Genomic DNA, 16,472 nt, shown 5'->3' on the forward strand with positions numbered 1-16,472 from the left:
TAGTTTCTGAAAGGTAACCATGGCTACTGTCACCTTCGATGGCGCAAGCCGCATCTACTCTAAGGACGCGAAACGCCCCGCCGTTGACCGCCTCAACCTGGATATTGCCGATGGCGAATTCTTGGTTCTCGTCGGCCCATCCGGCTGCGGCAAGTCCACCAGCCTGCGCATGCTGGCAGGCCTCGAGCCCACCGACCGCGGCTCCATTCGCATCGGCGGCAAGGATGTCACCGGGGTCAGCCCATCGGACCGCGACGTGGCCATGGTCTTTCAGAACTATGCCCTCTACCCCAACATGTCCGTGGCGCAGAATATGTCCTTCGCGTTAGAAAACCGCAAGGTCCCCAAGAACGAGATTAAATCCCGCGTGCACGAGGCCGCGGAAATCCTGCAGATGGAAGACCTTCTGGACCGCAAGCCAGCAAATCTCTCCGGCGGCCAGCGCCAGCGCGTGGCCATGGGCCGCGCCATCGTTCGCGAACCAGCCGTATTCTGCATGGACGAGCCGCTGTCCAACCTGGATGCCAAGTTGCGCGTTTCCACCCGCGCGCAGATCTCTAACCTGCAGCGCCGTCTTGGTACCACCACCGTATATGTCACCCACGACCAGACCGAGGCGATGACCATGGGGGACCGCGTCGCCGTTCTCAATGCCGGCGTCTTGCAGCAGGTGGATACCACCCGCACCATTTATGACCGCCCGCAGAACGTCTTCGTCGCCGGTTTCATTGGCTCCCCGGCGATGAATATCTACGACCTCACCCATAACTCCTCTGGGCTCACCATCGGCTCTACCCGCATCAATCTGGCCAACTACAACTTTGAGGGCGTTGAGACCGTCACGGTGGGCATCCGCCCGGAGGACTGGCAGCTAAGCGATACCGGCAACGGCGGGGCAAAGTTCACCGTCGCGCACGTCGAAGAGCTGGGCAACCAGACCTATGTCTATGGTGAGCTTGACGACGCCACCGGCAACAGCTCCGCCGACGGCGTCCTCAAGTCCTCGACCCGGATGGGCGGCCAGACCGGCATCCTGGTCGATGCCCGCGGTCGTTATGCGGTGGGCGATACTTTCTACGTTTCTCCCGACCCAGACCGCGTGCATTTGTTTAGCACCACCACTGGGGAGCGATTGAACTAGAAGGCGGTAAAGAGGCAGTAAGTTCCTCAGTTTCTTATTTTTCCCTTTGCAGACAATAAGAAACTGATATATGCTCGCACGCATAAGACACCCATACAATGCCGTTTACCACGAATATTGCTGGGAAATACGCACCCTGCGAACCTTAAAATCAACCGAAAGGTAACTCACTGCCTATGCCTTCTTTCAAGAAGCTTTCTGCCGCCACCCTAGCCGCTTCCGCCATCCTCGGCACCGTCGCCGCACCGGCCGCTAGCGCCAAGAGCGATCCGGTTCGCTCCCTCATCTCCCCGGGCACATGCAAAACCATCACCAAACTGGCTAACGATGGCAAGCCGGTTCCGGATCCTTCCATCCTCCACGATGAGGACTCCGTAAAGCCGTACTTCAAAGATGGCGTTTTGGAGTACAAGGTGGTCGAAAACTTCCCGTACCGCAAGCAGCTGGATGCCGCGGTTGCCGAGTGGAACAAGGCCCTCAAGGGCAAGGCTTCCCTGAAGGAGGTTAAGCCTTCCGAGGCTGATGATGACACCATCACCATCATCTTCAAGCCCGACCCAAACGGCTACGTCCAGGGCGCTGCCTACCCAGATCACAAGATGGTCTTCATCAAGATTCCTAATGCCCAGTACCCAGAGGCAGTCCAGGGCACCATCGCCCACGAGCTGGGCCACATGATGGGCGCAGGTCACTCTTGCGCCGGCGCGCTCATGGCCGGCGCCAACCAGAATCCCATCTCCTACCACGTGACCCCGCTGGATGCGGCGGCTATCATCCAGGGCCAGTTCGACTAAATCGCCTGACGCCTCCTTTCCCCTAGGCCCAGTACGGTGCCTAGGGGATTTTTCTGTCTTCACCTGGCTACGTGTTGGGTAGGTCGCATTTAGCCGATTACTTTAGGCAGCGCACAGGACCACTGCTAACGTTTCCTTTATTCAAAGGTTTGCAAAGGAAAAGGAACTCTCTATGGAAACGTGGGAACCTACACTATCCACCGGCCCGCTGCTGGGCATTGCGGTGGCCGCCATCGCCGTAATCTTGGTGCTGATCATCTACTTCAAGCTTCACGCCTTCCTCACGCTGCTGGTGGTCTCGGCGCTCACGGCGCTAGCTGCGGGCATTCCCCTCGAGGGAATCGTGCCCACCATGACTGAAAGCTTTAGCTCCACCCTTGGTTCGGTGGCATTGTTGGTGGGGCTGGGTGCCATGATTGGCCGGTTGGTGGAAGCTTCCGGTGGCGCTAAGTCGCTTGCCGACGCCATGGTCCGCCGCTTCGGCGAATCCAAAGCGCCCCTTGCGCTCGGCCTGGCTTCGCTGATCATGGGCTTTCCTATCTTCTTCGACGCCGGCCTGATTGTGATGCTGCCGGTTATATTCGCCGTTGCTCGCCGCTTGGACGGTCCGGTCCTGGCCTTTGGCCTGCCGGCAGCCGGCGCGTTTTCGGTCATGCACGTCTACCTGCCGCCGCACCCGGGCCCCGTCGCGGCGAGCGAATTCTACGGGGCCGACCTCGGTCTCGTCCTGCTCGTCGGCCTGCTGCTGGCACTGCCTACCTGGTATATCTCCGGCTACCGCTTCGGTCTGCTTTCCGGTAAGAAATTCCCACTGAAGGTTACTGATGCCATCGCGGGTCCCCTCCTTGCCGAAAACGAGCAGCCCCATAAACCTGCCTCTGCCGCCACGGTGATCTCCATCCTGCTGATTCCCATGGTGCTCATCTTCTTCAACACCGGCCTCAATGCTTTGGTCTCCTATGGCACCATTGACGCCGACGCCGCGTGGGTACGGTTCTTTGTCATGCTGGGCCAAACCCCCATTGCCCTGCTGATTACCGTCCTCATTGCACTCGTGGTCTTGGGCCTGCGCCGCGGCGTGGAAAAGACCGCGCTGGAAAAGCTCGTCGATTCCTCGCTTGGCCCCATCTGTTCCGTCGTGCTCATTACCGGTGCCGGCGGCATGTTCGGCGGAGTACTGCGCACTTCTGGCATTGGCGACGCCCTGGCCGATTCCCTCTCCGGTCTCGGCATCCCCGTTATCCTGGCCTGCTACCTCATCGCCGTGGCGCTGCGCTTAGCCCAAGGATCCGCCACCGTGGCACTAACAACGGCCGCCGCCCTCATGGTTCCCGCCGTGGAAGCCGGCGGATTCAATGAGCTACAGCTCGCGCTTATCGTGGTGGCCACCGCCGCCGGTTCTGTCTTCGGCTCCCACGTCAACGACTCCGGTTTCTGGCTCGTCGGCCGCCTGATGGGCATGGATACGGTCACCACACTGAAGACCTGGACGGTCAACCAAATTCTGATTTCCGTCATCGGCTTTGCCCTAGTCTTGGTGCTCTACGCAGTAGCAGCGCTCTTTTAGGCCCCAGTCTTAATCCAAGCAGCAGCCTTTTGGGCAATCTCCTCGACTGGCCGCGTCACATCAAAGACGCGGCCAGTTTCGTCTTCTTCCAGCGGTTCCAAAGTATCGAACTGGGATTGCAATAGCGACGCCGGCATGAAGTGCCCCGGCCGATGCTGCATGCGCTCATACAGAACATCAAAGTCCCCGTGCACGTGAATGAACACCACGGCCGGGCAGTACTGGCGAATCAGATCCCGGTACTTCCGCTTCAGCGCACTGCACCCCACCATCGCGCCGTCTGGCCTATTCGCCAGCCACTGACCAATCTGTTTTAGCCACGGTTCCCGGTCCGCATCATTGAGCGGCGTTCCCGCCGCCATCTTGTCGATATTGGCCTGCGGGTGCATATCATCGCCATCGCGATACTCCAGCCCCACCAGTGGAGACAGGGCCTCCCCTACCGTCGTCTTGCCTGAGCCGGATACTCCCATGACAACGACGTGGCGAAAACTGTGCTGGTTCATGGTGGCTCCTTGGGTTGGGTTCTCATAGTTGATTTCAAGCACGAACTACCAAGTTCAATACTATTCCGTTCGCCGAGCTCCTCGGCCCTTGACTGTTCTTCATTTAGCGCCCTGTGAAGTACAGAAAAATCACTTACCATCATTCATGCAAACCATTGATGGTGAATGCCCCATCTTATTCCCTTCTATCCTGAGGACCTCCGATGACCAACAGTTCTAATAGCAACAGCTCTCCTACCGAGGATGCAGCAAGAAGCATCTATAAGGATTGGAATGAAAACCTTGTCTTTCCAGGGGGAATCTCAAGCTATCAAGCTCTAATCGAAAGCCTTGACCCTGAAACGGAGGATCCTTCAAAAGTAGATAAAACGGGCAATCCTTCAAGAGAAGAAAAAACGAAAAAGTCTTTAAGAGAAAAACTTAAACGAGCGCTCATTCACAGTGAGGACTGGGCCCATTGGAGCGACAAACAAAGGAAAATTGCTGCTCGATATGCGAATGGCCATACTAAAGCCCTGAAAGAAAAGTCGCGCCTTTTCCCCAACGTTCCACAACCCTTTATGGGTGATCTCAGCAATCCCAAGGTCGTAGTAGTTACGTTCAATCCAGGCTTTCACGAATTCGTCGACTGGGTTCTGGGCGGTCCCTACAAGAGCGTAGACGCTTTGTGGAGCACTGTTGAAAAAGAAGTCAAAAATGGAAAAACAGCCAAAAATGAAAAATCGGCCAAAGAAAAACTAATGATGTTCTTCTCACGCATGGGGTATACCACTGACAACGATTTCGATCTCGAAGCAATCAATGCCCAGTGCGAACGAGCCAAACGCTCATGGATTGCCGAACAAGAAAAGCTACTCTCCGCTATCACGGAATTGAAAGTGCCCTCCGATATCACGGACACAAAAGACAGCCAAGCCCCATTCGTTCCTTGGGAAGGTGATTTCATACTCCCGTCTCCGCTGAATCTCCACGGTGCCAACGCATTACCTTGGGTGCGAGGAAATTGGCACTGCGACTATTTTGCTAAGTCAGCTGACAATGCAAACCACCTAAGAAATTACGTTCAATCAGATTCTGGAAGTAATCGTTCCGATGGAATCGCACAGGTGGAGCTGTTTCCTTATCAATCCCCGAAGGGCAGTGATGTTAAGAAATTGGCTCCAGAAGCACTGGAACAGTTGGAAGAGGATCCAACTCCTTGGACTAATCCCGAAGACCACCTGATCCCTTCCCAAATTCCTATATTCGACTATCTCGTAACGGTACTATCCCAGGTACGCTCCGAAATAAACTCCAAGGCCTCTGAACGGACGGTGGTCATAGCACGAGGCTCCGCAGCAAAAACCGCCATGTTTAGGCAAGCCGTATTGAAAGCGGGAGGAGATGGCGTATCGGATTTGAAGAAAAGCGTTTACCAACTCAGTGGTCAAAATTCTTCACTCACCTTGAAGAACCTCAAGTCTCTTGATGAAGATAAAGTCATAAAAGCTAACAAGCCCACTGAGGCGGACTACCAAAAGGCAGCAAATGAACTTCTTGGTAGTAACGCAGTCCAATTAAACGGTAAGGAGAGCTAGGGGTTCTTACTCCGATAGGTTATAAAGCAGCCACGTTCTGGCATCAATCCGAGCATTGGAAGGCTAGAACGTGGCTGAAAGTTGGGCGGCTCGCGGCGGGTGTCTTAGGCGAGGTTTTTGAGGGCATCGGTGACGAGCCGCCAGAAGCCAGCGTGGTCGAGAGTGGTGGCGACTTGGGTGTGGCAGGAGGCGTCGGCAGGCTCGCGCAGGTCGGTGACGGTCATGCCGGTGGTCAGTGCACCGGCAAGCTCGACGTGGACGGGGGCCTTGCGGGTCTGGACGATGTCCGGATCGATGAGGTAGGCGATGGTGCACGGGTCGTGGACCGGTGGGTTATCAAAGCCCTGGTTGGCCTGGTATGCCTTGCGGAAGAAACCGAAGAGACCGACGACGAATTCTGAGACTGGGGTACCCAGAGCCTTAATCTCGGCTTCGACCTCTGGGGTAGCAAGCGCTTGGTGGGTGAGATCGAGACCCACCATGGTCACGGGCCAAGGCTCTTCGAAGACGATATGGGCGGCCTCGGGATCGATCTTGATATTGAACTCGGCAACCGGGGACCAATTACCCTCGTGGTAGCCACCGCCCATGAGGACGACTTCCTTGACACGCTCGACGATGCGCGGCTCCTTTCGCGCGGCCATCGCGATATTGGTCAGCGGGCCAGTGGGCACCAGGGTGATGGTGCCGGGCTCATGGGACATGACGGTGTCGATGATGAAGTCGACGGCGTGGGCGTCGGCAAGCGCGGTGCTTGGCTCCGGAAGTTGGACGCCCTCGACGTCCATGCCGGTGGAGCCGTGGATGGCCTCGGCAACCTCGACGGGGTGCACGAGTGGGCGATCGCAGCCGGCAAAGACCGGAACGTCCGGGTGCCCGGCGATTTCCTTGACCACCAGGGCATTGTGAGAGACCTTATCCAAGGTCTGATTGCCGCCGACGGTGGTAATGCCCAGCAAATCAATGGTGGGGTTGCCCAAAGCTAGGAGCAGGGCCACCGCGTCATCGTGGCCGGGGTCGCAGTCCAGAATGAGTTTTCGCGTCATGCCACGAGCCTACTTTCGGGCGTTGACGGCCGCCACGGTGTCATCGATGGACTCGGGGCGAGGAATGAGGAAGGACAGGGCAAGGGCCGCGAGCAGAATAATGACGCCGGCGATCATGCCCGCGCGGTAGCCGTGCTCGAAGGAACCGGAAACCGCAAACAGCACGGCGAAAGACAGGCCCGCGCCGAGGTTGAAGGCGCCGGCGTTCATGCCGGGTAGGTAGCCCTGGTTATCGGCCGGCGAGAGCACGATCCCTAAGCCATTGAGCATGATATTGGCAATGCCGGCATAGGTCACGCCTAAGAAAATGGAAACGAAGAGCAGGGTCCATGCGTTCGGGACGCCGACCACGAAGATGGCAATAATCAGGCCAACGACGGTGCCAATGAGGCCGGTTTGCAGGACGTACTTATAGCCCAGCTTGGAGGCCATCCAACCGGCAATCGGGCCGAAGACTAGGCCAGCGAGGGCATACGGGGTAAGGGTGACCCAAGAAATGGTGCTGGCAGAAATACCGGCGCCGGCTTCCGCATCCTGGCCAAGGTTAGGGATGAGGCCATTCATCACGGCGAAGACACCAGTCATGGTGAGAAGCGTGGTGGAAAGCAGTGCCCACGTGCGGCGCTGCTTGAGATAAGCCACCGGCACAAGCGGGTCAGCGACCTTCTTCTCCACGTTCCAGAAGGCCCAGAAGCCAGCGGCACCGATAAGGAGAAGGATAATGACGAGGAACCAATTGGCCTGGGCAAGCTTGCCGGCCTCGTTGAACGCGGTGAGAACGCAACCCAGCGCCACGGCCAGGGGCACAACTCCCGCCCAGTCCATGCGCGGGGTTTCGGTGGCCGTGGACTCCTTGGTAAATACCTGGACCGCTACAACCGCGATGGCGCACAGTACTGCCATGGTCCAAAAGACCGAGCGGTAGCCGAAGTTACCCGCCAGCCAGCCGCCGGCCAGGGCATCCACACCTGCGATACCACCGTTTACCGAGGTCACAATGCCCAACAGCAGCGCATACTGCTTCTCATTGAGTACCTGCTGGCGCAGCATGATGAGGCAGAGAGGGACGGTCGGCCCAGCCACGCCCTGGATGATGCGGCCGATAAGCAGCACTGCGACGTTTGGCGCAACGGCGGAAGCCACGCAGCCCAGCGCAGCAACCGCCATCATGCCGACGAGGACCTTCCTGCGGCCGATAAGATCGCCCCAGCGCGGTAGGAAGAGCGAGAACAATGCCGCGGCCGTAAAGAAGGCTGTCTGTGTTAGGCCAATCTGTGCGGTGGTGGCACTCAGCTCATCCTCCATCGTTGCCAAGGCAGGCGAGAGCATCGACGCATTGAGCTGGAAGGCAAACACTGCCGTAAGCAGTGCGAACATCAATGGAATATAGGAGCTGGGCTGGAGCTTTGGCGGCTCGGAGGTGGTGGAAGTCATGGCTTTAAATGTAGTTGATGAATCCTCCGCTCCATAGTGGGAAGCATGCCTCAACTTCCTTGGTGTTGCGCAGGACACCCCACTTAGCGCCACCAGCTATTTTCTCATTGTCTACTATCCATAGATTATGAAGATTCTCTCCTACATCGCCGCTGTCGCAACGGTGATACTTTCTTTAGCTTCCTGTTCCTCTCCGGAGTCACAGCCGGAAGAAACGACGACGCCTAGCACCTCAAGCACGGCCGATAGTTCTACTATCAGCTCTAGTTCCACAAGCTCTGCCCCGGAAACGACCTCTTCGGAGCCACAGCCGACATCGGAAACTGAGCCTTCGCTTGCCGACGCTCCCCTAACGAACACCGCCGAATCCACCGCAGAACCCACCCTTACCGAGTGCGTCTATGGCGGCGGTAGCTGGACCACCAATGGTTGGTACAGCGATGGAACTATCCGTTGGGCGCAAGAATGTCAGAACCTCCACGACGAGCAGATGTCAAAGTACCCCTACCGGTGCCCGCAAACGGATCACTACGTCTCCGATCCATCTCAGTGTTCCTCCCCGGCGGGCAGCGGGAACGGGGGTTCAGATTCGGATTTGCCCGCAGCGATGACACGAACCGGCGAGGTGGAAGAAGAGCACATGCGAGCACATAAATGGTGGGCGGATTGCGTGAACGCAAACTCCCCGGAGTACTGCCGAGAGAACGATCCATGGCAGCGAGGTGGTTACTGACGTTCTCTTACTATTGCCGCAGAATTAACCAGCGATTCACTGCGGCTACTTAGGCTGGAAAAGTTCCTTATAGACCTTTTAACGGAGCTTTGTATGTCTGATTCAAATAGTCGTCCTTCTTTTAATCGTCGTAATTTCCTGCAGATTGCTGGTGTTTCTGCAGCAGCAGTGGCCGCGGGAATTAATGCACCGACCAAGGCGAGTGCACAGTCGAGTCTGAGTTCATGGGGATCGTCGCAAGGTGGGGATCCTCCGCAGGATTCTGATCTTTTTGGCCTAGGTGTAGCGGCGGGCACGCCGCGGCACGATTCGATGATCTTGTGGACGCGCCTGGCCCCTGAACCGCTGGCCGAGGATGGCCACGGTGGCATGACCGGCGGCGATGTTCGCGTGGGTTGGGAAGTTGCGAAGGATGAGGGTTTTGGGGACGTCGTCAAGCAAGGCGAAGCACTAGCCCAACGCGAGCTGGCGCACTCGGTGCACCCGCAGGTGACTGGGCTGGAGCCCGCCACTGAGTATTTTTACCGCTTCCGCGCGGATGGCAAGGTGAGCCCGGTAGGTCGGTTTAAGACTCTGCCCACGCCCGACGCAAAGGTGGATAATTTCACCTTCACCGTGGCTTCCTGCCAGGCGTGGTACCACGGCTATTTCACCCCGTGGAAACACATTGCGCAGGAACCGGACCTGGATATGACGATTTTCGTGGGCGACTACATCTACGAGTACGGCATTTTGGAAGGCGATAATCTCTGGCGCCAAGGCGCAAGCGTGCCCGACGTTTTCAAGGCAAAGGTGGAGACTCTGGAGCAGTATCGCCTGCGCTACTCGCTCTTCAAATCTGATAAGCACCTGCAGGCCGCGCACGCACGCGCCGCGATGGCGATTGTGTGGGATGACCACGAAGTAGAAAATAACTACGCCGGTAGTTGGTCCGAGATTGGCACCACGGCCGAGCACTTCCTGTACCAGCGCGCGGCTGCCTACCGTGCCTTTTATGAGAATCTTCCGGTGGCCCCGCCGGCGCTTCCCGAAGGCCCCAATAACCGCATCTATGATTCTTTCGACGTGGGCACGCTAATGCGTTTCAATCTAGTCGATACCCGCCAATACCGCGAAGAATCCGCGGAGGATGCCAGCATCTTGGGCGCGGAGCAAGAGCAGTGGCTCAACGATAAACTCACCACCTCCCCGGCACAGTGGAACGTGGTGGTCAATAGCGTGGTCGTCGTACCGATCGCCGATAGCACCGACCAGTGGGACGGCTTCCCAGCAGCCCGCCGCCGCCTTATCGAGTCCCTCTCCAAGGTCAGCGATCCCGTTGTCTTCACCGGCGATATTCACCAACACTGCGCTGCCGAAATCCAATCCGAATCCGGCCAGCCCGTCGGCGTGGAATTGGTCGCTACCTCCATTGCTTCCGATGGCGATGGCTTCGCTGGTTCCAAGAGCACCGAGTGGCTGGAAAAGCCGTATGTGAAGGCCATGGATAAGCGCCGTGGCTACATCAAAGTGCGCGCTACCCGCGAGCACCTCGATTCCGAATTCGTTGTCGTGCCCTGGATCGAGCGCGATGATACCGCCCCGCGTGAGACTGCTTTCTCCTTCCGTACCAATGCCGGCGAGCACACGCTGCGCTCCCTCTAAGCCCCGAAAGGACAATTCATCATGGGACTTTTTAGCTCGCTTTCCTCTTCTTCCTCTCGCCACGGTTCTTCCCGCAAACATTCCTCTGACCAGGGTTCCTCTGCTCCAGCTCCTACCGCGAGTGCTGCTCCGCCGGTCGTAACCGGCATTCAGGCAGAGCCGCAGCTCATGGAAAACTACATCACCTGGGAACATGTTTCTTGGAACGTCGTTTTGGATCACTACCGAGTCATCGGCACCGATCCTAATGGTGTAGACGTGCTGCTGGGCAAGACCATCTTCCCTTTCTTCCACCACTCACGGCGCGATGTTGCCGGTGAAAAATGGTCATATTATGTCAAGGTGGTTGATGCTGCCGGTGCTGAGTCCTCTCCTTCTGGCAAAGCGACGTCTACCTCCCTGCCTTCGGTCACTGCCGGCAAAGCGCTAGCCACGATTGGTTCCTTTGACCGAAAGGGCACGGAATTTCAGTACTCACCAAAGGACTATAAGAAGATCGTCACCGCGCACCCAGACCAGACAATCACTGTTGGACCGGATGCTACGCCTGCCGAGGTCCCCTATCTCCTCCCCGGCCCCGGCGACAAGTGGGCGGGCAGCAAGTCCTACACGCTGAAGTGGACGGTGAAATTGGATAAGCCTGCTTCAAAAGCGGCGCTGGCATTGTGGCTCATTGATACCACCAAGCTCGGCGGTGTTCTCGATATCACGATTAATGATTTTCATAAACAAATAGAGCTCCCACAGGGCGCAACGCAAGGTTCGCGCCAAGGCGATGCCAGCGGGGACCCGACCCCGCTGCGCCCCGCAGCAATCGAGTTTGATCTCGCCGAAGATACCCTGAAGGAAGGAGAGAACCAGCTGGTCTTCACCCTGCGCGAAGGCGGCTGGCTTGCATGGGATGCGCTGGGAATCTTTGCTAAGTAACACCGCGCAGGCGGTGCTTTGCCTGGAAACGGGAAATTGTTCACCGATTCCTGATGTACGGTAGTAACATCTGCACCCTTCTACTACATCGTCAGCAGCAAAGGACGCCGACGTTGAAAGGACTTAGCTTCCGTTATGCCTACAGTTTCTGATCGCCTGCACCGAGCCCAGCAGGATTTTAACGCGGTGATCACCATCATCCCGTTTGATGAGCACGCGGTGGATGAATCGCCCACGCTCATGGGACAACCGGTGGCATTCAAGGACATCGTTGATGTGGCGTGTGTGGCTACTACCTGCGGCACCAAGGTCAATGTTGGCCGCGCACCGGTCAAGGATGCGCCAGTGGTGCAGCGCTTGACGGCGAAGGGTGCGCTGCCGGTGGCGAAGGCGAACCTGCAGGAATTTTCCTATGGCATTTTGGGCGATGCCTCCGCGTATGGACGAGTTATCAATCCGCGGGATCCCGAAGTGTGCGGCGGTGGATCGAGTTCCGGTTCGGCGGCACTGGTAGCTTGCGGCGCGCTGCAGCTTACGGTGGGTTCCGATAGCGCCGGCTCGGTGCGTGTGCCTGCCGCATGCCAGGGCGTGCTGGGTTTCAAACCCACCTTCGGTCTCATTCCGGTAGAAGGCGTCTTTCCCTTCGCCCCGAGCTTTGACTGCGTTGGATTCTTTGCCAGCTCAATCGACCTGATTGAGCAGGCTTTTATCGCCACTGCAGATGAGGAACCGGCCGCAGCGCAAGACGTTTCTGCTGTCGATGTCACGGCCCTTAAGGCCAAGGGAGAGCGCTTCGCGGATCTTTTGGCGGCGCTGGAGCACTCGGACTTTGAGCTCACCGAGAGCGTGGATTTGGAAGACACCATCGCCGCCACGGCCGAGCTCTACGAGCCGATGCGCTTGAAGGAGGTCTATGACGTCCACCGGCCGTTGCTGGACCAACGCGATAAGTACCAGGACGTGATCCTGCAGCGTGTACTGGGCGGGGAAAATATCAGCCAAGAAAATTATGACGCGGCCGCACAGGGCGTGAAAGAGCTGCGCGAGAAAGCGCTTGCCCTGCTTGGCGACGCCCCCATTATCCTCACCCCTACCCTCGATTCCGGCCCCCTCAAGTGGTCCGATATCACCGCGGAAAATACTGCGGAATCGGCCGCGAGCCTGCGGCGCTGGACCGAGCCTTTCAACGTGCTCGGATGGCCGGCGATTACGGTGCCGCTGCGCGGCGAAGAGGAAGAAGGTGTGGGTGATGCGGTGCAGGTCGTCGGCAAGCCGGGCGAGGACCTGACCGTGCTGCGCGTCGCCCGCGCTCTGCAGGCCCTGCTCTAGGCCTCGGCCAGCACTGTCTTTTCCTGCGTGCGCGGCCGCCAATAGGCGGCTTCTACGGCGCTAAGCTCCTTGAAGTGCGATGAGGTGAGCTCATCCATTGCTTGGATATAGCCAGGAACCTCCTCACGCGGCAGGCGCAACCCCATGGTCAAATGCGGGGTCCACCGCGGCCCGCGCCCATCCGGATTAGCGGCACTAATTTTTCGCGCGGCAATTTCTAACTCGTTGGTCGTTTCAAGGAGCCAAGCCACCGTCTGCTTGCGCTTGGTGCCGAAAATGACGTTTCCTACCCGCCGGAAATCTGCCGGTATGACGGCCGGCAACAGCTGCGCTGCTAAATCCACGACCTCCGGCTGCATATGCGGCGAAAAGGTCACAGTAATGTGCGGGCGTTGCTGCTGGACGGGAAAGCCGCGCTCTGCAAGGCCGGCAAAGATTTCGCGCACCTGTTCCTCCTGCTTTTGCGGCAGGTAGAGCAAGATATTATCCGGCGATGCTTTACTCACAGGCGAGCGTTCCCTTTCTGTAGTGGAGTGCTTCCAGCGTACAGTCCAAGAAGTGGATCACTGCCTCTTGTGCCAGCGCAAACGTTTGCCGTTTAATGAGAGTCATGAGCACTTCAGAGTCATCGCCCCTCATCCTCGCCATCACGGCGTGTCCGACGGGCATCGCACATACCTACATGGCGGCCGAAAACCTCGAGGCCGCAGCCCAAGAATTGGGCTACCGCATCAAGATTGAAACTCACGGTTCCATCGGCGTCGAAGGAACCTTTAGCAAGCAAGATATCGAAGACGCTGATGCCATTGTCATCGGTGCCGATACTGTAATTTCCAAAGACCGCTTCCATGGCAAACGCCTCGAGGCCACCGGTGTGGACGAGGCCATCAAACACCCGAAGGAACTGCTCAGCAGAGCCTTGAGCGCCTCGCGCTGGGAGGGCTCTTCCGAGAAGACAGAGGAAGAGACGCCTCGCAAAAATAGCGTTGGTCAAACCTTGTACAAGGCACTGATGAACGGCGTCTCGCACATGATCCCGTTCGTAGTGACCGGTGGTCTGCTCATCGCGGTCGCCCTCTCCATCGGCGGCACGCCCACACCGGAGGGCATGGCGATTCCGGAAGATAGCTTCTGGAATACGGTCAATGAGCTTGGCGCGCTGGCGTTTTCGCTGATGGTCCCGGTGCTCTCTGGCTATATTGCGGTGGGCATCGCGGACCGGCCGGGCCTTGCCCCTGGCCTTATTACTGGCCTCATCGCCACCACCGGCTCGCTTTACGGTTCTGAGGCGGGCGCCGGTTTCTTGGGCGGCATTGTCACCGGTATTTTGTCCGGTTATGTGGCTCTTGCCATTAAGAAGATTCCGGTACACAAGTTCATTGCACCGATTTGGCCCATCATCGTCATCCCGATTTTCACCACGCTGATCGTGGGGCTCATCTTCATCTTGCTCATTGGCGCACCAGTTTCGGCCGCGTTCGAGGCAATGACCGACTATCTCGCTGGCATGCAGGGCTCCTCCGTCATCGTGCTGGGCCTTATCCTGGGCGCCATGATCGCCTTCGATATGGGTGGTCCCTTTAATAAAACAGCCTTCCTCTTTGGCGGCGGCATGATCGCGGCCGGCAATGCGGCACCCATGGGCATGGCAGCATGCGCGATTGCCGTACCGCCTCTCGCCGTTGGTGTAGCTACGCTCCTGCGCCGCCGGTGGTTTACCAAGGCTGAAAATGATGCGGGCATCGCCGCATTGTTCATGGGATTCTTCGGCATTACTGAGGGCGCCATCCCGCTCGCGGCCGCACGCCCGCTACAGGTTATCCCTGCCAACGTTGCCGGTGGCGCCGTAGCTGGTGCGCTCGCCGGTCTATTTGGTGTACAAGACCACGTCATGCACGGCGGCCCGATCGTCGCGGTGCTCGGCGCGGTAGATAACGTCGTTGGTTTCTTTATCGCCATGCTTGCCGGCATCGCTGTCTGTGCTGGCCTTATTCTCCTGCTAGTGGGATTGACGCAGCGCAAGGATAAGCCGCTTGTTGCTGTCGATACGATTAGCCTCGATAAAGACCTGGGTTCTTCCAGCGAAGAGGTCATTCGCTCCATGGTAAAGCTCACCTCTTCGCGAATGTCCGATGCAGAAGCGGTCGCCAGCGCCGCGTTGAAGCGCGAATCCACCCGTTCCACTGGAGTGGGCCACGGAGTGGCCATTCCGCACGCTCGATCTGCGGGGGTGAAGGTACCAACTCTCGCCTTCGCGCGCCTGCCCCAGGGCGTCACGTGGGCCGCGGGTGAGGACCCGACCACCTTGGCCTTCCTTATTGCCGTTCCGGATAACGCCGGAAAGCAGCACCTCAAGCTGCTCTCCAAGCTAGCCCGCAGCATCATGAAAGAGGACTTCCGAGCCCAGCTCCATGGTGCGAAGACGCGCAAGGAAGCCGCCGACATCATTTCACAGGTGCTCTCCCCTGCACCATCGACTGACAACGCAGCCGCAACCTCCCAGGCCTAAATTGTCTTGCAGCTACTAGCGCTCAGCGGTTATCCCCGCTGGGCGCTTTTCTTATGCCAACACCGCGCAGGAATGGGGCGGTTTCGCGGGAGGAGCAGCGGTAGCGCGGCGGGTTCAAACGAGACCCGGCATCACCCTGATACTCTCTTACACTCCTTAGACAGCCAGAAATACACAAGGTTTCTCATAGGCTCTTTCAAGAAAATGGCCAGCTTTACCAGAGGCGGACTTAAAACTAAGGCTGCATATCTAAAAAGAACCTCACTTCTCGGGGAACCTGAGATACTGGTTGAAATCTACCCCCGTGAGGGCGGGGACTGAGCGGCATCACTGAGGAAATTTAGGGGTTTCCTAGCTCAAATCGAGAAATAACTAAGAGGCAATTAGTTTTACGCGACATCAACTTCATAAATCCTAATATTTGCTGGTCAGCTGGATTTTACCCGAGCGGAATTGATTAACTTTTAAGTGAAGGAGAACGGAAGTTAGCGGTTAACACTCCGGGATTCCCGCCCTCTTGATTTCCGCTAGGTCCCAGCAGAAAGGTGCCGCTCATGTTTACCCCCAAAATTCACTTCTCCGCCAAGAAGTTCTTCGCTCCTGCACTTGCAGCAGCCGTCGCCCTCAGCGTTGGCGCAGCTCCAGCAGAGGCCTCCAGCTCCTTGAGTAGCCTCGGTGGTGTAAAGCTTCCGGTACCGTCCGCCAGCCAGCCTGTCGCCCCAGCTGCCGCTGCGAAGCCAGTTGCCCCAGCTTCCAACCGGGTCCAGAGCATCATCAACCACACCAACACCTACCGCCAGGCACACGGCCTGCGCCCGGTTCGCGCCAACGGTGCACTCAATGCACTGGCTCAAGATTGGGCCAACCAGCTGGTTCGCGCCGATAAGCTCAGCCACCGCCCGCAGCACTGGAACTACTACCCTTCCAACATCCCGGCCGGCGGCGAGAACGTACTACAGGCATGGAGCGACTACTCCGATGCCCTCCTAGTCAAGCTTTGGTACGAATCCCCGGGTCACCGCAAGATCATGCTCGACCCACGCGCCAAGACCATCGGCGTTGGCGTTGCCATCAACCCTGAAGGCAAGCTCTACGCTGTCCAGAACTACGGCCGCTAAAGTTTTCACAAGCTAGGGCCTTCGGACTCTTGGGCTCTAGCGGGCCACGCCGCCCCCTCCCGGACCTCTTTGAACTGGCCCCCGAAAGTTGGACTGGTTTAATTCTAGGCGGTTAGGGCTTCAAGGGTCTGATTTCGATATTGCATC

At 57.9% G+C, this 16,472-nt stretch carries 14 protein-coding genes; 9 read left to right on the forward strand and 5 right to left on the reverse strand.

The genetic code is table 11. The features are described from left to right. Nucleotides 1-19: 19 nt before the first annotated feature. From QP324_RS08570 to QP324_RS08580, 3 genes are all read left to right on the forward strand, one after another. Complete coding sequence (locus QP324_RS08570; protein WP_284815611.1) at nucleotides 20-1,141, forward strand: ABC transporter ATP-binding protein; 1,122 nt, start codon at nucleotides 20-22, stop codon at nucleotides 1,139-1,141. Between the two features lie 176 nt (nucleotides 1,142-1,317). Beyond that, the gene (locus QP324_RS08575; protein WP_284815613.1) at nucleotides 1,318-1,935 is read left to right on the forward strand and encodes a hypothetical protein; all 618 of its coding nucleotides are present in this window, start codon (nucleotides 1,318-1,320) and stop codon (nucleotides 1,933-1,935) included. 172 nt (nucleotides 1,936-2,107) lie between these two features. Next, complete coding sequence (locus QP324_RS08580) at nucleotides 2,108-3,502, forward strand: GntP family permease (protein WP_284815615.1); 1,395 nt, start codon at nucleotides 2,108-2,110, stop codon at nucleotides 3,500-3,502. Here QP324_RS08580 and QP324_RS08585 read toward each other — a convergent pair. After that, nucleotides 3,499-4,008: a gluconokinase gene (locus tag QP324_RS08585; RefSeq protein ID WP_284815617.1), complete on the reverse strand. Its 510-nt coding sequence runs from the start codon at nucleotides 4,006-4,008 to the stop codon at nucleotides 3,499-3,501. The two genes, QP324_RS08580 and QP324_RS08585, sit on opposite strands and share 4 nt — an antisense overlap. A 203-nt stretch (nucleotides 4,009-4,211) precedes the next feature. Here QP324_RS08585 and QP324_RS08590 point away from each other — a divergent pair, with 203 nt between their 5' ends. Continuing rightward, nucleotides 4,212-5,585 carry a hypothetical protein gene (locus QP324_RS08590; protein ID WP_284815619.1) on the forward strand — a complete coding sequence of 458 codons (1,374 nt, stop codon included), beginning with the start codon at nucleotides 4,212-4,214 and terminating at the stop codon, nucleotides 5,583-5,585. A gap of 104 nt (nucleotides 5,586-5,689) precedes the next feature. On the opposite strand, the gene QP324_RS08595 is transcribed toward QP324_RS08590, so the two are convergent. From QP324_RS08595 to QP324_RS08605, 3 genes are all read right to left on the reverse strand, one after another. Next, complete coding sequence (locus QP324_RS08595; protein WP_284815620.1) at nucleotides 5,690-6,631, reverse strand: nucleoside hydrolase; 942 nt, start codon at nucleotides 6,629-6,631, stop codon at nucleotides 5,690-5,692. A gap of 9 nt (nucleotides 6,632-6,640) precedes the next feature. Next, nucleotides 6,641-8,065 (reverse strand): MFS transporter, encoded by a 1,425-nt coding sequence (locus QP324_RS08600; protein WP_284815622.1) that lies wholly within the window; start codon nucleotides 8,063-8,065, stop codon nucleotides 6,641-6,643. Nucleotides 8,066-8,206: 141 nt separating this feature from the next. After that, nucleotides 8,207-8,425 (reverse strand): hypothetical protein, encoded by a 219-nt coding sequence (locus QP324_RS08605; RefSeq protein ID WP_225745844.1) that lies wholly within the window; start codon nucleotides 8,423-8,425, stop codon nucleotides 8,207-8,209. A 466-nt stretch (nucleotides 8,426-8,891) separates the two neighbouring features. On the opposite strand from QP324_RS08605, the gene QP324_RS08610 reads away from it, so the two are divergent. The 3 genes from QP324_RS08610 (at nucleotide 8,892) to QP324_RS08620 (ending at nucleotide 12,698) form a co-directional block, all read left to right on the forward strand. After that, nucleotides 8,892-10,442: an alkaline phosphatase gene (locus QP324_RS08610; RefSeq protein WP_284815623.1), complete on the forward strand. Its 1,551-nt coding sequence runs from the start codon at nucleotides 8,892-8,894 to the stop codon at nucleotides 10,440-10,442. Nucleotides 10,443-10,463: 21 nt separating this feature from the next. Next, nucleotides 10,464-11,369 carry a polysaccharide lyase family protein gene (locus QP324_RS08615; protein WP_284792363.1) on the forward strand — a complete coding sequence of 302 codons (906 nt, stop codon included), beginning with the start codon at nucleotides 10,464-10,466 and terminating at the stop codon, nucleotides 11,367-11,369. 135 nt (nucleotides 11,370-11,504) lie between these two features. Further along, nucleotides 11,505-12,698: an amidase gene (locus QP324_RS08620; protein WP_284815625.1), complete on the forward strand. Its 1,194-nt coding sequence runs from the start codon at nucleotides 11,505-11,507 to the stop codon at nucleotides 12,696-12,698. Here QP324_RS08620 and QP324_RS08625 read toward each other — a convergent pair. Beyond that, nucleotides 12,695-13,204, reverse strand: a complete 510-nt coding sequence (locus QP324_RS08625) for a 2'-5' RNA ligase family protein (protein WP_284815626.1) — start codon at nucleotides 13,202-13,204, stop codon at nucleotides 12,695-12,697. The two genes, QP324_RS08620 and QP324_RS08625, sit on opposite strands and share 4 nt — an antisense overlap. 104 nt (nucleotides 13,205-13,308) lie before the next feature. Here QP324_RS08625 and QP324_RS08630 point away from each other — a divergent pair, with 104 nt between their 5' ends. After that, nucleotides 13,309-15,207: a fructose-specific PTS transporter subunit EIIC gene (locus tag QP324_RS08630; RefSeq protein WP_284815627.1), complete on the forward strand. Its 1,899-nt coding sequence runs from the start codon at nucleotides 13,309-13,311 to the stop codon at nucleotides 15,205-15,207. Nucleotides 15,208-15,761: 554 nt separating this feature from the next. Next, nucleotides 15,762-16,325, forward strand: a complete 564-nt coding sequence (locus QP324_RS08635; protein ID WP_269954370.1) for a CAP domain-containing protein — start codon at nucleotides 15,762-15,764, stop codon at nucleotides 16,323-16,325. The last annotated feature ends 147 nt before the right edge of the window (nucleotides 16,326-16,472 follow it).

Origin of the sequence: Corynebacterium sp. UMB0012, from assembly GCF_030216265.1 — a bacterium.
GTDB lineage: Bacteria > Actinomycetota > Actinomycetes > Mycobacteriales > Mycobacteriaceae > Corynebacterium.

Excerpts from the sequence above, each read along its gene's own strand:
- QP324_RS08570 (WP_284815611.1), top strand. The coding sequence starts at position 20 with ATGGCTACTGTCACCTTCGATGGCGCAAGCCGCATCTACTCTAAGGAC.
- QP324_RS08575 (WP_284815613.1), top strand. The coding sequence starts at position 1,318 with ATGCCTTCTTTCAAGAAGCTTTCTGCCGCCACCCTAGCCGCTTCCGCC.
- QP324_RS08580 (WP_284815615.1), top strand. The coding sequence starts at position 2,108 with ATGGAAACGTGGGAACCTACACTATCCACCGGCCCGCTGCTGGGCATT.
- QP324_RS08585 (WP_284815617.1), bottom strand. The coding sequence starts at position 4,008 with ATGAACCAGCACAGTTTTCGCCACGTCGTTGTCATGGGAGTATCCGGC.
- QP324_RS08590 (WP_284815619.1), top strand. The coding sequence starts at position 4,212 with ATGACCAACAGTTCTAATAGCAACAGCTCTCCTACCGAGGATGCAGCA.
- QP324_RS08595 (WP_284815620.1), bottom strand. The coding sequence starts at position 6,631 with ATGACGCGAAAACTCATTCTGGACTGCGACCCCGGCCACGATGACGCG.
- QP324_RS08600 (WP_284815622.1), bottom strand. The coding sequence starts at position 8,065 with ATGACTTCCACCACCTCCGAGCCGCCAAAGCTCCAGCCCAGCTCCTAT.
- QP324_RS08610 (WP_284815623.1), top strand. The coding sequence starts at position 8,892 with ATGTCTGATTCAAATAGTCGTCCTTCTTTTAATCGTCGTAATTTCCTG.
- QP324_RS08615 (WP_284792363.1), top strand. The coding sequence starts at position 10,464 with ATGGGACTTTTTAGCTCGCTTTCCTCTTCTTCCTCTCGCCACGGTTCT.
- QP324_RS08620 (WP_284815625.1), top strand. The coding sequence starts at position 11,505 with ATGCCTACAGTTTCTGATCGCCTGCACCGAGCCCAGCAGGATTTTAAC.
- QP324_RS08630 (WP_284815627.1), top strand. The coding sequence starts at position 13,309 with ATGAGCACTTCAGAGTCATCGCCCCTCATCCTCGCCATCACGGCGTGT.
- QP324_RS08635 (WP_269954370.1), top strand. The coding sequence starts at position 15,762 with ATGTTTACCCCCAAAATTCACTTCTCCGCCAAGAAGTTCTTCGCTCCT.